Raw genomic sequence first — 25,354 nt, forward strand, 5'->3', positions numbered from 1 at the left:
GGGATAGCCACAGCTATCCCTTTTATCAATACATTTCAGCTAGTTTATAAACGAAGGCGCATCGCGTTAATCGCCACAATAATCGTTGAAAACGACATCACCACCGCCCCTACCATGGGACTAAGCGTTATACCAATTGGCGCCAATATTCCGGCTGCTAATGGTAACGCGATAACATTATAACCTGCTCCCCACCAGAGGTTCTGCACAATTTTTCGATTTGATTGCCGAGCTAATTTCAAAAGTGCAATCACATCAATTGGATTTGAGCGCATCAAAACGACATCGGCGACACTCACTGCGACATCGGTTCCAGAACCAATAGCGATTGATAGATCTGCTGCTGCCAACGAAGGGCCATCGTTCACACCGTCACCGACAAACATCACACCACCGTGCTTTTGATATTCATGCAACATTTGTAGTTTATCAGCTGGTTTTAAATCAGCGGCAATCACGTCAATCCCTAATTGATGACCAACACTATGTGCAACACTATCATTATCCCCCGTCGCCATAATGGTTACGATTTTCTGTGTATGCAAGTAATCAATTAATTGCAAGGCTTCTTTTTTAATTTGGTCACCTTGTGCAACCGCAGCAATAATTTGCGTATCATTTTGAACTAAATAACTCATTGTCAAACCATCAATTTTAACAATACCATCTAGTTGCAACTCGCTGACAGCTGCTCGACTCAACAATGCATACTTGACCCCATCGATAATTCCACTCACACCAGCCCCAGGAATGCCTGTAATATTCGTTGCCTGCGGGATAGTGGCTTCAAGTTGTTGCGCATATTTTAAAATACCTGACGCCAACGGATGTGAACTTCCCTGCTCCAAGGCAGCCATAATCGCAGTGACCTTTTGTTCTGACTTATCTGCAGTGGCAATTAATTTCTGGACTTTAAAGACACCCTCCGTTAAGGTTCCTGTCTTGTCTAAAATTGCATATTTAATTTTACCAACCTGTTCTAAAGCGGTTCGGTTTTGAATAAGTAAGCCATTTTTAGCACCAATCCCAGTTAAACGTGCAACAACCAATGGTACTGCCAATCCTAAAGCATGTGGACACGCAATAATCAAAACTGTAATGACCATTGGTAATGCCACATTAATGCCGCGTAATGCTGTCCAGATGATAAGGGTCATCATGGCTACAATTAACGCCGCATAAAATAACCAACCAGCAACCCGATCCGCTTTATTTTCAACCGCGGATTTTTGATTTTGTGCTTTGGTCACCATTTGTTTAACTTGTGACACAAAGCCCTCATCTGCAGCATGTGAGACGCTCATTGTAAACGCAGTCTGACCATTCAATGCGCCACCAACAACTGCATCACCAATTTGCTTTTGGACTAATTTTGTTTCACCAGTTAGAAGTGACTCATCAATCGCTGGCTGACCAACCGTCACTTGACCATCCAATGGAATCCGTTCATTTTCTTTGACGATAACCAAGTCATTTGTGTGCAATGTCTCAACTGGGACATCATGCACCATCGTCGCCATTTGCATATGTGCCACGTCTGGTATCAGTTGTGTTAAAGCGTCGACAGCTGACCCAGCTCGCATCACGGCGTTCATTTCGATCAAATGTCCAATCAACATAATGTCAATTAGGGTAGCCAGTTCCCACATGAAACTCATTGTCATCGTGTGGGGGTGTAAGGTACTTAATACCGTACCATACAAGCTATAACCAAAAGCCACCGTAATGCCCATACTAATTAGGGTCATCATTGCCGGCTTTTTGGCTGATAATTCACCAACTGCACCTTGGTAAAAAGGCGCCCCACCATAAATCAAAATGATCGCCCCAATTAACATGACTAGCCATGATTGATAAGGCAATCCTTCAATCATAAATGGTAAATGAACGCCCATCATCGGTGACATCAAAATAATCGGAATCGTCAAAATCAATGAAACGATAAGCTTCCGTTTCATATTCCCCATATGCATCATATGACCACCATGCATCATTTGATCGTCGTGTCCGGCCCCCATATCATGCATGTGATGTCCCATCGACATATTTGAATGGTTCATTGCCATCTCCATATGGTCGTGATGTGCACTCATCGTAGGTTCTGTCATCTTCATCGGCTGATCGTCATGCGACTCAGTCATTGATGCCATGTGATTTGCATGGTGCTCATCATGCGCCATAGTCATTGGCTGATCAGACTTATCAGTGGCTGACATCATCATCGAATCCGACATATTCATCTGTTGTTCATCAATTACTGGCTCATTATCATGTGCATGCTGCATTGTCGGTTGCTTACTTTTTTCTGCCATTTTACCCACTCCCATCTTGCTATCTACTTAATTTAATTGTACCATTCTCAAAATAAAGCGCTTAGTTCACAGATTGTGATTTAAAAAAAGGAAAAGGCACCGCTAGGAATATCCCTAGTTAAGTGCCTACAAAATTATTTTAATTATAATACAAATTAATTCTAACATGCTTGTCAAGCTATCTCGTAACATTGATTATGTTTATTTCAGGGCATGATGATGTTAAACAAATACAATATCCACTTGGGCATGATGATGTACAAACCACCCTATCAATCTATACGGCCGTCACACAGGAGATGAAAGATACCACCGCAGATATATTTACGAGCTTGATAAACTTCTAAAATTAACGGTCTCAAATACACATGTAAATACACATCTAATATGTATCTGAGACTATTCGGTACGATTGAATCCATTTGGTACACACAAAGAAACCCCACCATATCAACATCGTTGCTGATATAGTAGGGCTTCAAAAATATATAATGCGGTCGGCGGGGGTCGAACCCGCACGGTATTTCTACCACAGGATCCTTAGTCCTGCGCGTCTGCCAATTCCGCCACGACCGCTTATTGTCTATGTGGTAAACCAACATAGACAATGATACCAAAACTGAACACATATTTCAATACTTCAGCGAGTTAAGTAATTTTGATAATCATCAGTATGCAATAACCGATTCGCGTTTGCCACCCGATCGGCACTCGGTTCTGCTACACCAGCCAACGCATAATCACGATTTAATGCCTCCCATTTATATTGTCCCATCGTATGATATGGCAACACCTCTACCCGGTCAACATTTTTCAATGTTTGAATGAAAGCGTCTAGTTCAATTAAATCCTCATCAAAATCAGATAATGTCGGTACTAAAACATGACGAATCCAAACTGGTTGCTGCTGATCACTCAAATATCTGGCTAAATCTAAAATGTTATCATTACGCCAACCCGTTTCTTTTTTATGACGCTGGTTATTGATTTCCTTAATATCCAGTAGAATTAAATCCGTCACTGCTAACAACTTTTCAAATTGTACCAACCAATCAGACCGTCTGGAGAATGGTTGACCGGAAGTATCAAGCGTCGTGTGAATCCCTCGTTGTTTAGCTTTAATAAATAAATCAATAACAAAATCCATCTGTAACAATGCTTCGCCACCTGAAATCGTAACCCCCCACGTTCACCCCAGTACGCTCGGTAGCGACAAGCTTCATCAAGTAATTCATTGGCCGTCATTTCTTGCATCGTATCAGTCGTTAAATCCCATGTATCAGGATTATGACAAAATTGGCAACGCATGCGACAACCCTGTAAAAACGCAACAAATCGAATACCAGGACCATCAAAGGTTGCAAAATTTTCAGTTGAATAGACCCGACCAATCAGGTTTGGTTCTGTCATGTTCACCCTTTCATACCATCCAATTAAACTGTCAAATGTGCATGTGCTGTACGCAACATCACATCGTTTTGTTGCTCTGCCGTTAAGTCGCGGAATTTAACAGCATAACCTGACACGCGAATCGTCAAATTCGGGTATTTTTCTGGATGAGCTTGCGCATCTTTTAATAACGATTGGTCAAACACATTGACATTCAAATGATAGCCACCTTGGTTAAAATAACCATCTAGCACATGACATAAATTAGTCACAATCTCAGTCTGGTTTTTACCAAGCGCACTGGGATTAATGATTTGGGTATTTGAAATGCCGTCCAGCGCATTACCATAATTCAAACGCGCCACAGAATTTAATGAAGCTAATAAACCATGTTTTTCACCTAAAAAGTGCCCGTCATCATAGGAAGGATTGGCACCGGGCGATAATGGCACCCCAGCCCGTCGTCCGTCTGGCATATTACCTGTAGCTTTTCCATAGACAACATTTGAGGTAATGGTTAACAATGACGTCGTTGGTTTTGCCTCACGATAGAAATGTTGCCGTCGAATTTGGGTCATAAAATAATCAATAATTTGATTTGCCATCGCGTCAGCTTCAAGATTATCATTCCCATATGTTGGGAAGCCATGTTCGGGCACATAATCAGTGGCTAATCCCGTAACATCTCGAATAACTTTCACATGCCCATGTTTAATTGCCATCAGTGAATCTGTTGCTTGTGATATACCCGCTATTCCAGTGGCAAATGTTCGTTCAAGATGCGAATCCATCAACGCTAACTGAACCGCTTCATATGCATACTTATCGTGCATATAATGAATCACATTTAGTGTGTTGACATACAAATTAGCCAAACAATCTAAGATACTTTTGTATGCTGCCCAAACATCTTCATAGTTTAGGTATTCGCCGGTTAACGGCCGTAATTTAGGTCCAACTTGAACCCCGCTTTTTTCATCAATTCCGCCGTTAATGGCATACAACAAGGCCTTTGCTAAGTTAGCACGGGCACCAAAGAATTGCATATTCTTCCCAATCACCGTGGCTGAGACACAACATGCAATCCCGACATCGTCAAATCCCCAATAATCGCGGAGTAACTGTTCATTTTCAAATTGTAGGGCATGTGATTCTTCCGCTACTTTTGCCGCATACTGTTTAAATCCTTCTGGCGCTCGAGATGACCAAAGGACAGTAATATTAGGTTCAGGCGATGGTCCCATGGTTGATAGTGTACTCAAAAATCTAAAATCCGTCTTGGTCACTAAAGAACGACCATCACTACTCATACCACCAACTGATAAAGTTGCCCAAATCGGAAAGCCTGAAAACAAGTCGTTATACTCTGGTGTCCTTGCAAAACGTACCATGCGTAACTTCATCACAAGATGGTCAATGAGTTCTTGTGCATCATTTTCATCAATCAAACCACGTTTCAAATCACGTTCAAGATAAATATCTAAAAAGGTTGAAATACGTCCAATCGACATAGCCGCGCCATTTTGAGCCTTAATGGCCCCCAAATAACCGAAGTATAGCCATTGAATCGCCTCTTGTGCTGTTTTGGCTGGCAATGAAATGTCAAAACCATAGCTCGCTGCCATCGTCTTTAATTCCTCAAGCGCCCGATGCTGTTCCTTAATTTCCTCACGAAGTCGAATCACCGATTCGGTCATCGCACCTGCACCAACATTTTCCCAATCACGCGCTTTTTCCTGCATCAAGCGTTCGATACCATACAAAGCCACCCGCCGATAATCACCAATAATGCGGCCACGGCCGTATGCATCAGGTAATCCTGTCAATATTTTATTTTTACGAGCTAAGATCATTTCAGGCGTGTAGGCGTCAAAAACACCTTGATTGTGCGTTTTACGCCACTGATTGAATACTGTATGCATCAATGGATTGGTTTCATAGCCATTTGATTCCAATGCGCTTTCTGCCATTCGAATCCCACAAAATGGCATAAATGCTTGTTTAAGTGGCTGGTCTGTTTGTAAGCCAACAATTTTTTCTGCTGATTGAATTAAGTACCCCGGTTGATGTGATGTTAAGGTTGATGGCACATCATTTTCCATTGCCAAAACACCACTATGCTCGTGCTCCACTTCAAACAAATCATTGAGGCGCACCATTAATTCATTCGTTGCCGATGATGCACCAGATAAAAAATCAGCATTTCCGACATACTCAGTATAATTACGCTGAATAAAATCACGTGTGTTTATTTCATCTTGCCAAAGACCTACGGCAAAGCCTTCCCATGCGTGTGCCGATGCATTCGGTACTGATTGTTTTGTTTCGGTCGACATAACCCAATTCCTCCATTAAACGACATAAAAAAAGTGCACCTGTTTATCCCAGTGCACTTATCTTACTCTCACAAAAAAGTCAAAAAATGGCGTTTTTGTGAACATTTTATGTTCATTTCATCAGTGGTTATTGATTTTCTGTTACTTGATCTTGAAATAACGTCAACCCAATCCGTTCTCTGGCAACATCAACATTTTTCACCCAAACAGTGACAACATCGCCAACTGCGACGTGCTGATGTGGATCAACCTTCAGATTTCTTTGACGATGTTCAACCATATTATTTACGTGGACTAAGCCATCTTCATGAACACCGACATCAACAAAGGCCCCAAAGTCAACTACATTTCTAACCGTGCCCTGTAATTCCATACCAGGTTTCAAGTCTTTCAAAGTTAACACGTCAGAACGCAATACTGCACCTTGCGTGCTATCACGTAAGTCACGACCAGGATGGGTCAAAGAATCAATCACATCAGTTAACGTTGGTAAGCCAACATTAAAATGGTCAGCCATTTCTTGAGAAATCATAGGTTGCAACTGCGCACTACTGTTTGCGCCAATCGCTGCACCAGTTTCTTTCAAAATCGCCTTAGCCAAAGTGTACGATTCTGGGTGAATGTCCGTATTATCAAGCGCATTTTTACCATTTGGAATACGTAAAAATCCAGCAGCTTGCTCAAAGGCTTTTGGACCTAACTTTGGCACTTTTTTCAACTCATTTCGAGTAGTAAATGCGCCATTATCATTTCGATAAACGACAATGTTATTAGCAGTTGTTTTGGTTAAGCCAGCGATATGCTGCAATAATTGTGGCGAAGCAGTATTCAAATTAACACCAACTTGATTGACCGCACTTTCTAATACCGTATCAAGCTCTTGTGTCAACTCCTTAGTTGGTAAATCATGTTGATATTGGCCGACACCCACGGCTTGCGGATCAATTTTGATCAACTCTGCCATTGGGTCCTGTAACCGACGTGCGATTGAAATCGCTGAACGTTCCTCAACATGCAAATCTGGAAATTCTTCTCGTGCTACATCAGATGCTGAATAAACCGAAGCCCCAGATTCATTGACCACCACATACTGTAAATGCGGTAAATCAGTCTTAATGATATCAGCAATGAATGCCTGAGATTCACGTGAAGCGGTCCCGTTTCCAATCGCAACTAAACTCACATGATACGTATTGACTAAACGAATAATTTCTCGTCGAGCGCCCGCAGGATCATATTTTGCTGCACGATGTGGATAAATGACGACCTTATCCAAGAATTTTCCATTTTCATCGACAACAGCTAACTTTGAACCAGTTCGAATCCCTGGATCGAATCCTAGTACCACGCGCCCACGTAATGGAGAACCCATGAGTAAATGATATAGATTGGTCCCGAAAACTTTAATCGCATCCGTTGCTGCCTTTTCTGTGAGTTCATGCCGCATTTCTCTGGCGATGGCTGGGCCAATGAACCGCTTATAGGCATCACTAGCTGCTGCTAATAAGACGTCCTTTGATTCGCCAATTTTTGAGCCAATCAACCGGAACTTTAAATAGCGAAGAATGGCCTCAGTATCAACATCGATACTTACCGTTAACACTTGTTCGTTTTCACCACGATTAATCGCCAACACTTGATGGTTAGCTAGATTTTTAAATTTTTGATCAAAATCATAATATAACTCAAAGACATGTTTTTCATCCTTAGTCTCACCATCGCGTTTAAGCTTGGTGACTAACCGACCATTATCGCGCGTGTACCGTCGTATCCAATCACGCAAGCCCGCATTTTCGCCAATTACTTCAGCAAAAATTTCATGAACCCCAGCCATCACCGCATCAACGTCTGGTAAGCCACGCGCCTCGTCAACGTAAGCTTGCGCTGCTTTACGGAGACTTTCAGCTGGAAAACGCTGAACAAGTTGTGCAAAAGGCATAAGCCCCGCCTCTTTAGCAACGGTCGCCTTTGTTCGACGCTTTTGCTTAAAGGGTAAATACAAATCTTCCACTGCTTGCATATTATCAGCTTGCGCTAAATTTTTAGCAATAGTTGCTTGCCACGCACCTTGTTCAATTAATGCCTTTTGAACCGTCACTTTTCGCGCCTGCAAATCAGTTAATCGTTTAGTTGCAGTTTGGATATCACGAATTTGAACTTCGTCTAGGTTGCCAGTAGCTTCTTTTCGATATCGTGCAATAAAAGGCACTGTATTGCCTTCATCTAGCAATTCAGTCGTTGCTGCAACTTTTGTCTGTGGTAGATTGAGCATTTCGGCAACATCATGCACCAAATCAATTTCAGGTAATTTAATTTCCATCATGCTTACATCACCATTTGAAAGGCACGTCGCACTTGTTTCATAAAGTCCTCAATCAACCGATCTTGATCTTGTTCAGATTGTTCAAAAACTGGCAAATCAACCGTTTGTTGCTCAACATTCAAAGCATTCGCCATCACAATCGTAGCCTCATAATATTGATGGAAGGTATTGACCAATGAGCCATGCACACCAATCAAACGAACTGGTGCCTTTAAATCGTTTAACGCTTGGTCGGCATTTTTATAAACTGCAACAACATCATCAAACTCTGCTGAAATTTCTTCAAATTCAGCTTTTGGTAACGCTTTGACACGGTCCTCATCAATTGCTGATCGTAGCTTCTCAAAATAATCAGCAACGGCTGTCCCAGCATCCTCTGTCGTTTGAATAATTTGTGACAACTTCAACGCATAATCGCGTGGATTTGCAAATTGCTTTTTTACCATTTCTTATCACTCCTCAATTAACTATTACTAGCTATAATCCATTTTTCTTACTACATTTCAACTCATTATGACCGGCATTCAAATATGTCTCCAATCATGTTTTTACTCAATTGAACAAAAAAAGAGCTGAACATTTTCAACCCTTTCTATTATACATGATTACTTTTGCTTCATCACCAGCCGTTGCACCAATTTAACGATTTCAACCAATGGTACGATCGCAAACGATGAACCTAATACAATGAACCATTGATAACTATCTAAGTGCGTAACGTGGAACATATCATTCAAGCCTGGAATCAAAATTGTTGCTGCTAACGCCAAACCTGCAATAAGGATTGACCAATTAAACATCTTATTTTTGAAAATCCCCACTGTGAAAATCGATTGATAAATTGATTTTGTATTGAATGCGTGGAACAGTTGAATCAATCCCAACGTAGCAAATGCCATCGTTAGTGCATCAGCATGCGCAGCTGCACCAGTATGCACTGGGAAAGTAATACCAAACCAGTACACACCTAGCGTAATGAGACCTTCAAGCAGTCCTTGATAAACAATCGCTCCACCAAGACCGTTGCCAAGGAAGTCGCTATTTCGTCCGCGCGGCTGACGTTTCATGATTCCCGGTTCTGTTGGCTCCATCCCCAAAGCAATGGCAGGGAGCGTATCAGTAATCAGGTTAATCCACAGAATATGCACTGGTGCCAAAATATTCCAGCCAGCAATGGTCATAACGAAGAGCGTTAAGACTTCACCCAAATTGGCAGATAGCAAATATTGAATTGATTTTTGAATATTGGTGAATACTTTTCGACCCTCTTCAACCGCGTTCACAATCGTCGCAAAATTATCATCTGCCAAAACCATATCTGCCGCGCCCTTGGAAACCTCGGTACCAGTGATTCCCATGGCAACACCAATATCAGCTGTTTTCAAGGCTGGGGCATCGTTGACCCCATCACCAGTCATTGCCACAACCTTATTTTGAGCTTGCCAAGCTTGTACAATACGCACCTTATGTTCTGGGGCAACGCGGGCATACACACTATATTGAGCAACATTGGCTTTAAATGTTGCATCATCTAATTGGTCTAATTCGGCACCCGTGATAATTGCCTCGGCGCCTTGTTCATCACTCAAAATACCTAAACGACGAGCAATTGCCTCAGCTGTAATCTTATGATCCCCAGTAATCATTAATGTTCTAATCCCAGCACCACGCGCTTCAGCAACTGCGCCAGCAACTTCTGGGCGTTCAGGATCAATCATACCAACTAGTCCGACAAACGTCAGATCTTGTTCCACTAATTCAGACGACATCTCCAACGGCATCGCATCAACCTTTTTAAAGGCGAATGCCAGGACACGCAAGGCATCTTTGGCTAAAGTCATATTCACTGACGCAATATGCGCCAAATCGGCATCGGTCATCGGAACACGTTCGCCTCCTTGCAGGCGCGTCGTTGTTCGGCGTAACAACTCATCTGGTGCACCTTTCACGGTGATTATAAATTGCTCCCTGTCCGGATGTACCGTGGTCATTAATTTACGTTCTGAATCAAATGGAATTTCACCGACACGTGGATATTTAGCATATAAAGCTGCCAAATCCCGATGCTGTTTCTCATTAAAAGTAATCAGCGCTGTTTCAGTTGGATCACCTAATTTTTCACCATCAACGGTTATCTTTGTATCATTGTTTAAGGCCAACAAATCAGCTAATTGACCAGCTGACCCAACAACTGGCGTCTCAGCTGCAATTAATGTTTCGTCAACATAATACTTTTCGACTGTCATTTTATTTTGGGTTAACGTACCCGTTTTGTCTGAACCGATGATTTCAGTTGATCCAAGCGTTTCAACAGCCGGTAATTTTCGCATCAACGCATGTTTCTTAGTCAATTGCTTAGTACCCAAAGCAAGCGTAATGGTCACAATGGCTGGTAAACCTTCCGGAATTGCGGCAACGGCCAACGAAATTGCGGTTAATAACATATCAATGACGCGGTTACCAGTTTGCCCTTCAGGTGCTCGAAACATACCCACGATAAAGACAATGACTGCAATCACTAAAATCAAATACGTGAGTGATTTACCTAACTTTGAAAGGTTTTCCTGCAGTGGCGTCTTTGTTGTTTCAGTCGTCTCTAACATCTCAGCAATGTTACCAACCTCAGTTGACATTCCTGTACCAGTTACCACCCCAAGGCCACGACCATATGTGACATTTGAATTCATAAAGGCCAAGTTAGTCCGATCACCCAATGGTAAATCATCAGCATAAAGCGTTTCCGAAATTTTCTCAACTGGGACTGATTCGCCCGTCAAGGCAGCCTCTTCAATTTTCAATGATGCCGATTCTAACAAACGCATATCTGCGGGAATCACATCACCCGCTTCAAGCAAAACAATATCACCTGGTACAAGATCATTGGCTGGTAGCGTGACAACTTCATTATCTCGCCGCACATTTGCATTCGGTGCTGACATTTTTTTCAAAGCTGCAATGGCTTCATCGGCTTTATATTCTTGATAAACCCCAAAAACTGCATTTAATACAACAACAGCCAAGATGATGATTGCATCAACCGTCTCACCTGTGGCAGCAGCAATCAAGGCCGCTACGATCAAGACAATAATCATGAAGTCTTTAAATTGATTCACAAATTTTTGGAAAATAGTTGATTGTTCTGCTGCCTGCAATTCATTTTTTCCATACTGCGCTAACCGATTCTGCGCTTCAGTAGTTGTTAAACCATTCGCTGCATCAGTTTTTAATGTTTTCAATACGTCCTGTTTATCCTGTTGATACATTCGCACTTTCAGCTTGTCAGCCATATATCATTTCTCCTCAAAAAATTAATTAAAGTTTTAGAACAAGCATTGATGATATATCCCATTGCTCTTTTTGATAAAAAAAGGCCCATGGTGACATTCATCAGCATCGCCAATGAAAATAGCATTCATTAATACTATTTTTTCAATGTCACCATGAGTCTCACTGTTTAAGGACCACCGGAACACGCATGCTTGCTCTTGCTGACGGTGGGACCACGGATAACCGCTGTTACTCCCTCATGATTCGTTCTAAACTTTATAGTTTTATTTTATCATAGTTTGCTAAAAATACGAAGAATATGCCTAATTATTTTTCAATGTTCACGAAGATACCAAAAAAGCCACACATCATTGTGTGACTTTTTGACTAAAAACTAAAAATTAGTCCTTAGTAACGTTAACGGCTTGAAGTTCGCGGGCACCTTCTTCAACTTCGAAAGAAACCTTTGCACCTTCGTCCAATGACTTGAATCCATCAGTTTGGATAGCTGAGAAGTGTACGAATACATCTCCACCATTTTCGCGTTCGATAAATCCGAATCCCTTGTCTGCGTTAAACCACTTTACTGTTCCTTGTTCCATGTTATGAAACCTCCTTGGCACATGCCATAAATACTAAATCAAAAATCAACGTGCCGTACATTTGGAAAACATAAAACAAAATTGCTTTTTAACTCTGTGAATTAGTATACCACCTTATTTGAAATAAAGATACTAAAACGTCCAATTTTTTTAATTTTAATTTAACTTTCTAATTAAAACCGCTTTCAAAGTCTTTAAGAACATCATTTAATCTAAGGCTAGCCGATATCGATTAAGATACATTGCTGATCACTTAGTCCGGTGTACTTTGGCATCAATCACGACTGTTGCCAAAAAATCTGCACTTCACCATCAGTATGGTACGCATGTTCGAATTCCGAAGCATCCAAAATATTGTCCAATTCCAATTGCACAATTGTATTAAACACAGAGGTTGGCATATTATCAACCATAATTAATTCGTCACGCAATTCATGATGTTTACGATAATCGTGTTGATAATCTTCCATGGTTTCCTCACGGACAAAAGTCGCCAAATCATGCAAATTAATGGTTGCTGTCCGATAACCAAAATCAGCAACCAATTGAACAATCGTTGATACGCGGCCAGAAATTGAAACTTCGATGGCCTTGCGAATATTTTGATGTGCCATTGAAGGCTGCCAATCGGCTGGCTTATTCAACTCAGCTTGGGTAATGAATGCATAATCGGTTGTCATTAATTAATCCTCGTATTAGTTTAATTTAGTAATTCTAGTATAACAGACTCAACAACACTTTCAACGGCGTGTTTACTCGGCCTGATCCACATGCCAACAAAAAAGTCACCTATTAATTATAGATGACTTTTCTATATTATTACTTTGCAATAATTTCTTTGTACTCTTCACGAGATACAACTGATACTTGGCGCTTGTCACGGCCCAAACGACCGAACTTTACCACACCATCAGCTTTTGCATACAAAGTATCGTCATTTCCACGACCAACGTTCACACCTGGGTAGATGTGTGTACCACGTTGACGGTAAATGATTGATCCTGCTTTGATGTCTTGTCCATCAGCACGCTTCGTACCAAGACGACGTCCTGCTGAGTCACGTCCGTTAGAAGATGAACCGCCACCTTTGTGGTGGGCAAGCATCGTCAAGTTAGTCAAATTCAATTGCATGATTTTATCCTCCTATATTCGATGGGTTAAGCGATTGTGTCAATGACAACCTTAGTATAAGGTTGGCGATGACCTTGCTTACTGTGTGAATGCTTCTTTGGCTTGTACTTGAAAGTCACAACTTTCTTTTCCTTACCATGCTTTTCAACAGTTCCTGAAACCGTAACACCGTCAACGTAAGGTGCGCCAACTGTTCCGTTAGCAAAAACAACCTTATCGAAGACAACCTTGTCACCTTCAGCAGCGTCCTTCTTTTCGACGTAAATTACGTCACCGGCAGAAACTTTGTATTGCTTTCCACCATCCTCAATAATTGCATATGATGCCATGAGTCTGTAGACCTCCTATAAAAATATTATTAAACAACTTAGACTCACCTTGTCCGCAGAGCTAATCTTTAAAACGGATGTCGAGTGGTTGCAGTTTGTGAAATCCACAAACACAACAAAGTTATTTTACAGTATTTCAATAATAAATTCAAGCCCAACCTGCCAACCATTATCATATTATTGAATCATCTGATAAATTGTTTCAGCTGTTTTTTGATTAAGCCTTGGAATTGGCGCATTAGAGCTATCCGAATTATGATTACTCAATAGAATGACCATATTTTTCGCGTCATACGACGTATAAACAGTCGGTTCATACCCCATGATATTACCATGTAAGTAATAGCGATTGGCGAAACGCTGCCAATATAAGCCACCACTAAAGTCTGAACCCGCTGCTGGTTGTAACATTTGTTTAAATAAATCAGGTTGAATTAATTGTCCTGTCATTTCGTCAACCAGGTATCGATAAAATTGTGAATCGGTTAACGCGAGATTGCCAGTCCCGACTTCGCGCTCAAACATCAAGGCACTATCCGCATAAACATGATTGTCCTTGGCATCATAACCATGCGTTCGGGCATCAGATGCCAAAAAAGCCTGGTAATCTTTAAATTGATAATGATGTTTTTTGATGAAATAGTCATTAAATAACGTTTGATATGATTTACCTGACGTTTTTTGAATGATGCCGACTAAAATTGAATAATTAATGGCGCGATATTTCCAACTTGTGTAGCCATCATCAAGTACATGATTCACGTCATAATTGATATAATCATCAGCTGACATACTTGTCGTCGCGGAATTGGTTTGACGATAGCCCGTACTCATATTTAATAGCTGCAATACTGTTATTTGACTAGCACGTGGTAATTGCGGATAAAACACATCAATATGTTGGTTTAATGATAGCCGTCCTGCTCGAACCTCATTCATGACAAGAATTGCTGTCATATTCTTCATCACAGATGCAATTTGAAACAAACTATCCGTCGTGTTTAACTTTTTTTGATCTTGATCAGCATAGCCGTATGCTTGATGAAAGATTGGTCGACCATTTTTAACGATCAACGCTGTACCGGAATAATTAATACTTGTTAATGTCGTCTTAATTTTTTGACCTAGTGCATCGGTTGGCGGTATGCCTGGTACACTTTTAATGCTTTGATACTTAGAGCTAATCTGTTTGTGTGGTTGTTTAACATGTTGTGCCTTCTGATTCTGCACAACCTTTTTTGCCTGTTTTTGCCGTTGCAGTTGCCCAAGACCAAGTATCGACACAATTGCTACCATGATGACTCCAACTAAAATACAAAATCGTCGATAACGTCTAGCCTTTTTCGAACTCATAATGCCTCCATGTAATACACAATATATTATTATATGTAATTCATTACACTTAGAATACACTATCCGTCATACTTTGAACAGTAATAATGCCCAAAGAAAAAACCACGTGTCTTCGCACGTGATTTTTTATGCAAAAGGATTATCGTCTTCAGAATGAACATAATCATAATTTGAAAATTTACTGTACGCTTTTTGAAACAGCATTTTGGCCGTTCCACGAGCACCCGAACGATTCTTCTCAAGGATAATCTCAATTGGCCCGTCCTCATCTTGCTGACCGGCGCCGCTACCTTCACCATCATCCTCTTGACGATAATAATCTTCACGGTATAAGAAGCCAACGATATCCGCATCTTGTTCGATTGAACCAGAATCACGAATATCAGACAGCACTGGTCGTTTGTCTTGCCGTTGTTCTACGCCACGTGATAACTGAGCCAAAGCAATAATTGGCACTTGCAACTCCATTGCCATCTTCTTGATGTTTCGTGAAACCGACGAGACAGCCTGTTGCTGTGATTCATTCGTGGTTCCTTCAACCAATTGTAAGTAATCAATAATTACCAGTCCCAATTCACCTTCTTGCTTCTTTAAACGCCGCAATTTTGATCGAATTTCAGTTATTTTAATACCTGCCGTGTCATCAATATAGATTTTTGTCCCACTTAACGACGCCATCGCTACCGTCAACTTGCGCCACTCTTCATCTGTTAATGAACCAGTTCGCATATTTTGTGAATTAATATTCCCTTCAGATGCTAACATTCGATTCACTAACGATACAGCCGGCATTTCCAATGAAAAAATCACAACTGGTAATTTTTTATTTGCAACCGCAACCTTTTGGGCAACATTCAAAACAAAAGCAGTTTTTCCCACTGCTGGTCGTGCCGCAACAATAATCATTTCACCTGCGTGAAAGCCAGTGGTTAATTCATCCAATTCTCGAAAACCAGACGCAACACCCGTAACTTTTTCACTGGTACGAGAATTTCGTTCAATCTGCTCAAATGATTCATTCACAACCTGTGCAATTTCTTGAAAGTCCGCATCTCCAGTTTCAGTATCAATACTGTCTAACTCACCTGACATGCGCGCGATCAGGTCGCCCACCGGTTCCATATCAGTATAACCAGCTTCAGTTCCACCAGCTAACACATCTAACAATGCACGCCGTTGCGCCTTTTCTTTCACAATCGCTGCATATGTCGCTGCATTACTGGCAATTGGAACAACTAATCCTAATTCAGCCAGATAGCTTGCACCACCAGAATTTTCTAGCTGATTCATGCTATTCAGTTGATCTTGCAATACCAATGGATCAATTGGTCGGCCAGCATCATCGAGCGCCAGCATTGCTTGGTAAACTAATCGATTCCGTGTTTGAAAGAAATCATTGGGAGCGATAATGCTACTAACTGTCGACAAGGTATCAATTGGATCTGTACTAATTAAAATAGACCCTAAAACTGCTTGTTCAGCAAAACCATCTTGAGGGGCACTTTTAAAATCTACAAGTTCATCTGCCATATACTAACTTCCTATTGTTCTACCGTATGAATTCGAATGTTTGCTTCAACACCTTTATGAAGTTTAATCGTGATATTACGGTAACCTAATGCCCGAATCGGCTCTTTCATATCCATCTTGCGCTTATCGATTTTCAATCCCAATTGCTTTTCAGCAGCCTCAACGACTTGCTTTGATGAAATGGCACCAAACAACCGCCCATCGGAACCGGCCTTAGCTTTCAACTCAAGAACTGATTCTTCGGATTCTAATTGAGCCTTCAAGGCTTCTGCAGCAGCTAATTCAGCTGCTGCTTCACGGTCGGCTGCCTTTTTTTGGCCTTTCAATGCAGACACATTCGCATTCGTTGCTGGTTCAGCTTTTTTATTTTTAATTAAAAAATTATTGGCATACCCATCAGGTACATCTTTCACTTCGCCTTTTTTACCACGGCCTTTAACGTCTTCTAAAAAAATAACTTTCATTTTAATTCTCCCATTCAACTACATCTCTTCATCTGATTGCAACAATGTCTGCAATTTAGCCCCAGCTTCTTGTGTTGTCACATCCGTAATTTGGGTCGCTGCATTGCTTAAATGACCGCCACCACCTAATTGTTCCATCAGCGTTTGGACGTTTTTTGTACCATTCGAACGTGCTGAAATTCCAATTGTCTTGTCGTCACGGCGCGCAATCACAAACGACCGTTCGATACCAACGATTTGTAATAATGAATCAGCGGCCTGTGCTACAGAGACCGAATCGTAGAGACGGTCATCTTCAGCAACAACCAAGGCATAATCATCAATAATCGTTGCTTGATCAATCAAATGTGCGCGTTGACGATAATCTTCGACTGAATCTTTCATCAAATTTTGAATTAACTTACCATCAGCACCAATAGAACGCAAATAACTTGCTGCATCAAAAGTGCGTGTGCCAGCGCGCAAAGTAAATGATTTAGTATCTAATTGAATGCCAGCAAGCAACGCGGTGGCTTCAATCCGTGCCAATCCTTTAATCGCCCGTGGTTGATATTCAAATAACTCAGTTACCAATTCTGCCGTTGATGACGCATAAGATTCAATATAAACCAAAACTGCCTTATCCGGGAACTCTTCTCCCCGTCGATGATGATCAATAATCACTAGACGATCTTGAAGGCGGTCATAAACGCTATGGCTTTCAGTAATTGAGCGTTTTGAATGATCAACCATGATTAATAAGGAATTCTCGGTAGCTTTACTTAGCACCTCGGCGGGACTGATAATCGCATCAGATGTTTGTGCATCAGCGGCCAATTCAGAATACAGCAGTTGCATATCTGTATGTGCATTTTCTTTTGGTTCAACCACAACCCAAGCTGGTTTATTTGCCATTTTGGCTAATCGACGGACACCCAAAGCAGCACCCATTGAATCCATGTCGGCATGGTTATGACCCATAACAAAGATTTGATCTGCAGACGCCATCAATTCCATCAACGCCTGTGAAATAACTCGGGCCCGCACACGCGTCCGCTTAGCCATCGGATTGGTTGTCCCACCATAGAATCTTGCATCCTTATTTGGTGATTTCACGACGACCTGATCCCCACCTCGGCCAAGGGCCAAGTCAAGTTGTGTCTGCGCTGAAGCAGCCATGACATTGACATCTTTTTCGTGATAGGCAATCCCTATACTCAACGTAATAGGCGTATTTTGATTAGAAGTTGTCTCCCGAATCGTATTCAAGATACTAAATTTATCTTGCTCCGCTTTTCTTAAAGCCTCACGATAACCGATAATCATATACTTATCAACGGCCAAACGCCGCAAATAAATATCGTAACGGCCCATCCAATCTGTCAACGCGGTCGTTACAAATGATCGCAATGCTGAAGAATCCGAATCATTTAATCGTTCTGATATTTCGTCATAATTATCCAATGACACCATACCAATAAATAATCGTTCATTTTCATAACGCGTTTCAATCTCTGTCGACTTTGTGGCATCCAATAGATAAACGGCACGTAATTCAGGTTGTACTTTCACATCAAAAATACGTCCTAACCATTCTAAACGCGAACTTTGTTTTTTCTCAGGATCCCAATGACGAACAATATTAGCTAACACTTCGTCAGCTGCGCTTAATTGGCTTTCAACCAATGACTCAGTACCAATAAAATGCTGCAAGTATGGATTAATCCAGTCAATTTCAAAATTCTCATTGAACAAGATGACCCCTAAAGGCATCTGAACAATCGCCTCTTGTTCACCTCGATTCACCCGATATGACAAGCTTGCGATGTATTTTTGAGTATCTTTACCAATTTTTTGTAGCGTATTAAACACAAAAAAGAGCGCACAAAGAATAATAATCACCCAAAGTACACCAATTACCCAGCTTGACATAAAGGCTAAAACAGTTCCTATGACAGCCATTATCGTCACCCAAGCTGCCAATAGAAGTAATCGCTTGTTCTGAAAAAAATCTGGAAGTGATCGAAATACACTCATGTGTTTCATCATCAGTTTCCCTTTCATTTTTAGTGTCCTTGTTATTATACCACGCTTAGCATTGGGACACAGCCGACGTAAAAAGATTCACGTCTACTGACACATATTTAAGAAAAAGCCATTCATTTGAACGTATCAAACGAATGGCCTTTTTTGACAATATTTCTTCCCCGTAATGATTTTTAAAGTGCAAATCTCAATCTACAAGTAAACCAATCTCACGTGCACGTTCTTGGTACATTGGCACTTCATCGACTGAAGCCCAGACAAAATGACCCGGAACAATTTCAACCATTGATCGTTCACTCCCGTTGATTTCCATCTCAGGATCATATTCAATCGGTTGACGTGCTAACTCAACATCGGGATCAGGAACCGGAATAGCACTCAATAATGACCGCGTATAATCATGCAGCGGTTGGTTGTAAACCTGTTCAGCAGGCCCAATTTCCAACATTTTCCCCCAATGCATGACCCCAATTCGATCGGAGATGTACTTAACCATTGACAAATCATGCGCAATGAATAAATACGTCAATCCACGCTCTTTTTGTAGTTTCTTCAATAGGTTCACAACTTGCGCTTGAATTGATACGTCTAATGCTGAAATGGGTTCATCGGCAATAATAAACTTTGGATTCACAGCTAAGGCCCGTGCAATCCCAATTCGTTGGCGTTGACCACCAGAGAACTCATGCGGATAACGCGAACTATGATCTTTATTTAGCCCAACAACTTCTAATAGTTGTTCAACTTTTTCAACCCTGTCAGCTTCATTTTCAGCTAAGCCGTTCACATCAATGCCTTCGGCAATGATATCTTTAACTTTCATCCGCATATTCAGTGATGCTTGAGGATCTTGAAAAATCATTTGAACGGCTTGCCTAAATCGTTTTAAATCTGATTTCTTTTTAATGTCTTGCAATCTTTGACCAGCAAAATCAATTTCACCACCGGCTGGTTCATACAATTTCATAATTGTCCGACCAATCGTCGTCTTACCAGATCCTGATTCACCAACCAATCCAAACGTTTCACCCTCATAGATATCAAAGCTCGCATCTAAAACTGCCTGTGTTTCATTACGCTTGCCACGATTAAAAATGATATCCAGATTTTTTATTTCAACTAATTTTTTCTTTTCATCCGTCATCATTAATTATCCTCCGTTGCAAGAATAGCAGACACGTCAACGGCCACCGCCTTATTTCGATCTGCTTCTGGATGTTTTTCTTGATAACGTGCCCACCGGTTAACAATTTCAACTGGTGGTTGGACTTCTGGTGCACGTTCATCTAGTAACCAAGTCGCTGCAAAATGTGTTGGCGATAATTTGAAATATGGTGGGCGTTCTTTCGTATCGGCCGCAAGCGCATAACGATTACGAGCCGCAAATGCATCACCCTGCGGTGGATCCAGTAAATCAGGTGGTGTGCCTGGAATCGCTTCTAGCTCACCTTTTTCGGTTTCCACAGTCGGCATAGAATTTAATAATCCCCATGTATATGGATGTTGGGGGAAATTAAATACTTCATCTGTGGTTCCAATTTCCACAATTTGGCCAGCGTACATCACAGCCACCCGATCAGCCATCCCAGCCACAACCCCAAGTCATGCGTAATAAATATAATTGACGATTGAATTTCTGCCTGCAACTTCTTCATGAGCTGTAAAATTTGAGCTTGAATTGTCACATCAAGTGCGGTTGTTGGTTCATCAGCAATCAACACCTCAGGATTGTTAATCAATGCAATCGCAATAACAATTCGTTGGCGCATCCCGCCTGAAAATTGATGTGGGTAGTCATTAATATGTGCCTCAGCATTCGGAATGCCCACTAATTTCATCATGTCGAGCGCTTTTTGCCAAGCCGATTTTTTCGATAGTTTTTGATGTTTAATCAATGGCTCAGCAATTTGTTGTCCAATTTTCATCGTTGGATCTAATGACGTCATCGGATCTTGAAAAATCATTGCAATTTCATGGCCACGCAATTGAGTCATATCATCTTCTGACTTGCCAATGATTTCTTCACCCTTAAACTTGATTGAGCCCGATACAATTTCTGCATTGTTGGCTAACAATCCCATCAAAGACCGCGTTGTTACCGATTTTCCTGAACCAGACTCACCGACAATCGCCAACGTTTCACCTTTATACAAATCAAATGAAATGTTACGAATAGCCTGAACTGATCCAGCGTAAGTTTTAAAATTAATTTTAAGGTCTGCAACCTCAAGTATTTTATCTGCCATTTATTCAATCCCCGCGTTTAATCTTTTGTCCGAGGATCGAATGCGTCACGCAAGCCATCCCCTAATAAATTGAAGGCAATCATAATGACCGACAAAATAATTGCCGGAATAATCAATTGATAAGGATAGAATTGAAATGCTTTTTGTCCATCATTCATCAATGTTCCAAGTGATGCCATTGGGACTGGAATTCCCAGTCCAATAAATGAAAGCAGGGCTTCAAAGAATATTGCTGATGGAATCGTAAACATAAGGTTAACAATAATCGTCGAACTTAGGTTAGGCACTAAATGTTTAGTGCCAATCTTAAATGCAGATTCGCCTAATGTTCGTGCAGCTAATATATAGTCCTGTTCTTTAATGGTTAGGACTTGTGCTCGAATCAATCTCGCCATAGTTACCCATGAAGTCAATGCAATCCCCAAAGCAATCGAAAACATACCTGGTTTCATAATTAAGATCAATAAGACAAAGACCACCAAATTCGGGATTGATGAAATCACTTCAACAATCCGTTGCATAATTGTATCCGTGCGACCACCACGCCAGCCAGAGACAATCCCATAGGTCACACCAAAGAAAATATCCATCATTGCCGCAAAAAGTGCGACTTCAAGGGAAATGCGCGTACCATACAAGACTCGCTTAAAGATGTCTCGACCAAATTGATCAGTACCAAAGAAATAACTTTTTTTAACCCCAGCTGTTTTATAAAGGTCTTCACCGTCTTTTTTGCCATCTAGGCCAGGAATTGGCAAAGCACCTAATTTAGGTGGCAAATTTTGCAAAGCCACATCTTGTCTTGCAACATCTTTTTGGGTGGCAAAAGGCATTGATCCAAAGGCAACAACGAAGATCGCTAAAATAATCCAAAATGATACAAAAGCACCTTTATTTTTTTTCAAACGGCGCCAAGCATCTTGTGCAAAAGTTAAAGATGGTTTTGAAATGTATTCAGCATCAGCATGTTGGTCAGCAGGCGTAAACTCAAAGTCAGCCACTGTTAGTTGTATTTTATTATCCATTTGACAGGGCTCCTTTCTATGACAAGCGGATGCGTGGATCAATCAATCCATACAAAATATCAGTGATTAGCAAAACTACCATCAACATCATGGCATACACAATCGTGGTTCCCATAATAATCTGATAATCATTCGTTAAAATTGATGAAACGAACTGTTGACCAATACCAGGAATTGAAAAAATTTGCTCAATCACGATTGAACCAGTCATCAAGTTAACTGCCATTGGTCCAATCAAGGTCACTAGTGGAATCAGTGAATTTCGCATGGCATGTTTCCAAACCACCTCGCGCTTTGACAGCCCTTTCGCACGGGCTAATTCAATATAATCTGACCCCATAACGTCAACCATTTCAGTTCGAATGAAGCGTGCTGAGATGGCTAAAGGCGACATTCCTAAGGCGATGGTTGGTAGAATTGTCGCTGTAAAACCTTGCCAACCAGCAATTGGCAACCATTTTAACTGTAGACCAACGTAATATTGTAAGAGTGCAGCAAAGACGAAAGATGGTACCGAAATACCTAGCACGGCTAATACTGATAACGCCGTATCTGTTTTTGTATTTCGACGAACCGCAGCTGCTGAGCCCAATCCGACTCCGGCGACTACCCCAAATATAAGTGCTTGAATCCCAAGTTGAGCCGATGGGCCAAGACGTTGCGCGATTAAGGTTGCCACCTGTTGATTAGCGTATTGAAATGAAACGCCAAAATTAAAATGAAGCGCATTCCAAAGATAATTGACATATTGCACCATCAGCGGCTGATTAAGCCCATATTGGCCTTCAATCATCTTTCGTTGAGAAGCTGATAGACGTTCAGCATTAGCAAGCGGTGAACCTGGCATCAACTTCATCAAAAAGAACGTTGCAGTAATGATTATGACTAACGTTACAGCAATAATCGCTATTCGTTTTAAAATATATTTGATCATGTGTCATGATCCTTTCTAATTTTTATCCCCAGTGTTTAACATGAGCTATCACTGAATATGAGACAAACCAGATCAAATCACATTGCATTTATGAGGTTTGTCTAATATTCATTAGAATGTTATTAATTTTAACATAGTTTTATATCTGTTTCTACATAATTTTAGATTCAAAGACACGACCTACTTTTATTATTTTTTATCATTATATTCTTCAAAGTTTCATCAGATGTACTAGTATTTTACCCCTGATTCATTGACCAATAAAAAAAGTGACAAAATGTCACCTTAATTACTAGCCGTTAAATTACACTATTTTTTGTACGCATATTTGAATTCAACTGGGTTTCCAGCGGCATTCAATACAAGTTTCTTAATTTTTTGATTCTTCAAATATGGTGTTGCACGATAATAAAGTGGAATCGAACCAAGCTTTTGCTCAATGATCTTCTCAGCAACAGCATAGTCTTTCAAACGTGCTTTTGCATTAGCTGCATCTACAGTTTGTGCCTTTTTAACAGCTGTATCATAGGCACTGTTTGACCAACCACCATAGTTATAAGTTGCATTTGTTGTGTACAGGTCAAGGAATGATGATGGATCACTATAATCGGCCATCCAAGTAAAGACAACCACATCAAAGTTCTTAGCCGTCTGTAAAGCTAGACGTTGCTTTTTGGGTACCGTTTTAATTTCAACCTTCAACCCCTTGAGATGATCTTCTAATTCTGATTGAACAAATTGTACAGCTCGCTTTGATGCATCATCATCATCAGTCAAAATGGTAAATGACAAATTTTTCTTACCAACTTCCTTCAACCCTTGACTCCAAAGCTTAGCAGCTTTTTTTGCATCATAACTAATGGCTCCCTTGCTGACTGAATCCGTTGCAAAGTCTTTGCCATTAGCAGCCTTTGCAAAATGAGTCGGTGTGATGGTTGTTGCTGCCACTGCTGAACCATTCATAATCTTTTCGGCCAATGTTTTGCGATCAATGGCGCTTGAAATAGCCTGACGAAGCTTAATATTTTTAAACTCAGGCACCTTCACTTCATTAAGTGTCAAAGCATTTGAAGCACCTAATGAACTAACACCATATTCTTTTGACGACTTTGATGCTTTAACTTGATCCGGCGACAATCTTGTAAAATCAACTTTCCCACCCTTGAACAAATTATAACCAGTATTTTGGTCCTTAATGATTTGTGTTGTAATCTTAGGTGTTTTCACAGCTTTGGCATCCCAATAATCAGGATTTTTTACAAAACTATATTTTTGATTTGAACCATTCCAGTCTTTAACGATATAAGGACCAGATGACAAAAAGTCATTTGCAGTTGTACCATATTTAGAACCTACTTTTTCTTCAAATGCTTTTGATTGTGGGAAGAAAGCAGGCATTGTAAGCAAAGCCTCAAAGACAGCTAATGGTCGCTCTAACTCAATTTCAAGCGTTGTATCATTAACCGCCTTAATCCCTAATTCGTCCAAATTAGTCACTTCACCTTTTTGAATCGCGTCTGCATTCTTCACACCAGACATCAAATATGCATACTCAGAGGCTGTTTTAGGATCATTTGTTCGCTGCCAACCATAGACGAAGTCATTAGCTGTTAGCTTCGATCCATCAGACCATTTTAAATTTGGCCGGAGGGTCACGGTATATTTAAGCCCATCTGCAGATTTTTTAACGCTTTTCGCAGCATCCAAAACCGGCTGTCCATCTTTTGTTGCGTACAATCCCACCGTCGATGATGATAGCGCAGTAATCGATGTCGAGTCAGTTGCTAAAGATGGATCCAACGTTTGCAAATCCGATATTTCTGTCCAGTTAATGGTTTGATAGCTCGCTGCTGAAATCATACCGGTACCAGCACTCGCGAGAATCACCCCGCTTGAAATTAACGTCGTGAGCTTAATCCATTTATTCATACAATTACGCCTCCGTCAGCTTGCAATATTTAATAATTTCTACTCGATTACAATATCAAGCCACACGTTCGTTGTCAACATAATTCGTTCATTTTTCTTATTTTATTTTAATATAAGTATTTAAAATGCTTATTTTTGGTATATTCAACCAACAACTTA

The 25,354-nt window shown here is 40.8% G+C and carries 17 protein-coding genes, 1 tRNA gene, 2 pseudogenes and 1 other annotated feature; all 20 genes and pseudogenes read right to left on the minus strand.

All coding sequences use genetic code 11. The annotated features are described in order from the left end of the window. Positions 1-44 precede the first annotated feature (44 nt). Positions 45-2,312, minus strand: a complete 2,268-nt coding sequence (locus H9L19_RS02055; RefSeq protein WP_243198201.1) for a copper-translocating P-type ATPase — start codon at positions 2,310-2,312, stop codon at positions 45-47. A gap of 492 nt (positions 2,313-2,804) precedes the next feature. Continuing rightward, positions 2,805-2,888, minus strand: a tRNA-Leu gene (locus H9L19_RS02060). A gap of 64 nt (positions 2,889-2,952) precedes the next feature. Continuing rightward, positions 2,953-3,722 (minus strand): annotated as a pseudogene (gene pflA / locus H9L19_RS02065) (pyruvate formate-lyase-activating protein). Between the two features lie 23 nt (positions 3,723-3,745). Then, on the minus strand, positions 3,746-6,037 hold the full coding sequence (gene pflB / locus H9L19_RS02070) for a formate C-acetyltransferase (RefSeq protein WP_187529512.1): 2,292 nt from the start codon (positions 6,035-6,037) through the stop codon (positions 3,746-3,748). A gap of 127 nt (positions 6,038-6,164) precedes the next feature. After that, on the minus strand, positions 6,165-8,360 hold the full coding sequence (locus H9L19_RS02075) for a Tex family protein (protein ID WP_187529513.1): 2,196 nt from the start codon (positions 8,358-8,360) through the stop codon (positions 6,165-6,167). A 2-nt stretch (positions 8,361-8,362) separates the two neighbouring features. Beyond that, positions 8,363-8,806 carry a hypothetical protein gene (locus H9L19_RS02080; protein WP_187529514.1) on the minus strand — a complete coding sequence of 148 codons (444 nt, stop codon included), beginning with the start codon at positions 8,804-8,806 and terminating at the stop codon, positions 8,363-8,365. Between the two features lie 159 nt (positions 8,807-8,965). After that, positions 8,966-11,647 carry a calcium-translocating P-type ATPase, PMCA-type gene (locus tag H9L19_RS02085; RefSeq protein WP_187529515.1) on the minus strand — a complete coding sequence of 894 codons (2,682 nt, stop codon included), beginning with the start codon at positions 11,645-11,647 and terminating at the stop codon, positions 8,966-8,968. A 381-nt stretch (positions 11,648-12,028) separates the two neighbouring features. Further along, positions 12,029-12,229, minus strand: coding sequence for a cold-shock protein (locus tag H9L19_RS02090; RefSeq protein ID WP_187529516.1), 201 nt, complete (start codon positions 12,227-12,229; stop codon positions 12,029-12,031). 278 nt (positions 12,230-12,507) lie between these two features. Beyond that, positions 12,508-12,909 (minus strand): hypothetical protein, encoded by a 402-nt coding sequence (locus H9L19_RS02095; protein ID WP_187529517.1) that lies wholly within the window; start codon positions 12,907-12,909, stop codon positions 12,508-12,510. A 139-nt stretch (positions 12,910-13,048) separates the two neighbouring features. Further along, positions 13,049-13,360: a 50S ribosomal protein L27 gene (rpmA, locus tag H9L19_RS02100; protein WP_187529518.1), complete on the minus strand. Its 312-nt coding sequence runs from the start codon at positions 13,358-13,360 to the stop codon at positions 13,049-13,051. Between the two features lie 26 nt (positions 13,361-13,386). Continuing rightward, positions 13,387-13,689 carry a 50S ribosomal protein L21 gene (gene rplU, locus H9L19_RS02105; RefSeq protein WP_187529519.1) on the minus strand — a complete coding sequence of 101 codons (303 nt, stop codon included), beginning with the start codon at positions 13,687-13,689 and terminating at the stop codon, positions 13,387-13,389. 30 nt (positions 13,690-13,719) lie between these two features. After that, positions 13,720-13,789: a sequence feature (ribosomal protein L21 leader region), on the minus strand. A gap of 77 nt (positions 13,790-13,866) precedes the next feature. Next, positions 13,867-15,042 (minus strand): serine hydrolase domain-containing protein, encoded by a 1,176-nt coding sequence (locus H9L19_RS02110; RefSeq protein ID WP_187529520.1) that lies wholly within the window; start codon positions 15,040-15,042, stop codon positions 13,867-13,869. Between the two features lie 126 nt (positions 15,043-15,168). Continuing rightward, positions 15,169-16,572 carry a replicative DNA helicase gene (dnaB, locus tag H9L19_RS02115; protein ID WP_187529521.1) on the minus strand — a complete coding sequence of 468 codons (1,404 nt, stop codon included), beginning with the start codon at positions 16,570-16,572 and terminating at the stop codon, positions 15,169-15,171. Positions 16,573-16,583: 11 nt separating this feature from the next. Further along, on the minus strand, positions 16,584-17,036 hold the full coding sequence (rplI, locus tag H9L19_RS02120) for a 50S ribosomal protein L9 (RefSeq protein ID WP_187529522.1): 453 nt from the start codon (positions 17,034-17,036) through the stop codon (positions 16,584-16,586). 18 nt (positions 17,037-17,054) lie between these two features. Then, positions 17,055-19,061, minus strand: a complete 2,007-nt coding sequence (locus H9L19_RS02125; RefSeq protein ID WP_187529884.1) for a DHH family phosphoesterase — start codon at positions 19,059-19,061, stop codon at positions 17,055-17,057. 187 nt (positions 19,062-19,248) lie between these two features. Then, positions 19,249-20,205: an ABC transporter ATP-binding protein gene (locus H9L19_RS02130; protein WP_187529885.1), complete on the minus strand. Its 957-nt coding sequence runs from the start codon at positions 20,203-20,205 to the stop codon at positions 19,249-19,251. 2 nt (positions 20,206-20,207) lie between these two features. Continuing rightward, positions 20,208-21,307: pseudogene (locus H9L19_RS02135) on the minus strand (ABC transporter ATP-binding protein). A 17-nt stretch (positions 21,308-21,324) separates the two neighbouring features. Next, complete coding sequence (locus H9L19_RS02140; RefSeq protein WP_187529523.1) at positions 21,325-22,332, minus strand: ABC transporter permease; 1,008 nt, start codon at positions 22,330-22,332, stop codon at positions 21,325-21,327. A 16-nt stretch (positions 22,333-22,348) separates the two neighbouring features. After that, positions 22,349-23,266 (minus strand): ABC transporter permease, encoded by a 918-nt coding sequence (locus H9L19_RS02145; protein ID WP_187529524.1) that lies wholly within the window; start codon positions 23,264-23,266, stop codon positions 22,349-22,351. Between the two features lie 309 nt (positions 23,267-23,575). After that, complete coding sequence (locus tag H9L19_RS02150) at positions 23,576-25,195, minus strand: peptide ABC transporter substrate-binding protein (RefSeq protein WP_187529525.1); 1,620 nt, start codon at positions 25,193-25,195, stop codon at positions 23,576-23,578. Positions 25,196-25,354 lie beyond the last annotated feature (159 nt).

The organism is Weissella diestrammenae (assembly GCF_014397255.1).
Classification (GTDB): Bacteria; Bacillota; Bacilli; order Lactobacillales; family Lactobacillaceae; genus Weissella; species Weissella diestrammenae.